1 rRNA gene is annotated in these 1,114 nt (G+C 46.7%); it reads left to right on the top strand.

The annotated features are described in order from the left end of the window. Window positions 1-1,114, top strand: a 23S ribosomal RNA gene (locus AMD28_RS07720); the annotation flags it as partial.

Raw genomic sequence — 1,114 nt, forward strand, 5'->3', positions numbered from 1 at the left:
ATAGTAGCGGCAAGCGAAATTGGATTAGCCCAAACCAGTAATGTTACGGCATTGCTGGGGTTGTAGGACCACGACATTAGAAGCATGATGAATTAGAATTGTTTGGAAAGACAAGCCAAAGACGGTGATAGCCCGGTATAAGTAAAGAATGTGGATATAGTGGTATCCTGAGTAGTGCGGGACACGAGTAATCCTGTGTGAATCAGTCGGGACCATCCGATAAGGCTAAATACTCCTGAGAGACCGATAGTGAACTAGTACCGTGAGGGAAAGGTGAAAAGAACCCTGAATAAGGGAGTGAAATAGATCCTGAAACCATACGCTTACAAGCGGTCGGAGCCCTTTGGGGTGACGGCGTGCCTTTTGCATAATGAGCCTACGAGTTACCGTTGCTAGCAAGGTTAAGTGATTAAGTCACGGATCCGTAGCGAAAGCGAGTCTGAATAGGGCGCTTTAGTTAGTAGTGGTAGACGCGAAACCGTGTGATCTACCCATGGGCAGGGTGAAGCTGTAGTAACATACAGTGGAGGCCCGAACCGATATACGTTGAAAAGTGTTCGGATGACCTGTGGGTAGGGGTGAAAGGCCAATCAAACTCGGAAATAGCTCGTACTCCCCGAAATGCATTTAGGTGCAGCGTTGATTTATAGTTTTATAGAGGTAGAGCTACTGATTGGATGCGGGGGCTTCACCGCCTACCAATTCCTGACAAACTCCGAATGCTATAAAATGATAATCAGCAGTGAGGGCATGGGTGCTAAGGTCCATGTCCGAGAGGGAAAGAACCCAGACCATCAGCTAAGGTCCCAAAATATATGTTAAGTTGAAAAAACGAGGTTGAACTGCTTTGACAGCTAGGATGTTGGCTTGGAAGCAGCCATTCATTTAAAGAGTGCGTAACAGCTCACTAGTCGAGCGGTTCGGCATGGATAATAATCGGGCATAAACATATTACCGAAGCTATGGACTTATTAATAAGTGGTAGGGGAGCATTGTAGTGGCGTTGAAGGTGTGCTGTGAGGCATGCTGGAGTAGCTACAAAAGAAAATGTAGGCATAAGTAACGATAATGCGGGCGAGAAACCCGCACTCCGAAAGACTAAGGTTTCCTCAGC

Source organism: Lacinutrix himadriensis (assembly GCF_001418105.1).
GTDB classification, from domain to species: Bacteria; Bacteroidota; Bacteroidia; order Flavobacteriales; family Flavobacteriaceae; genus Oceanihabitans; species Oceanihabitans himadriense.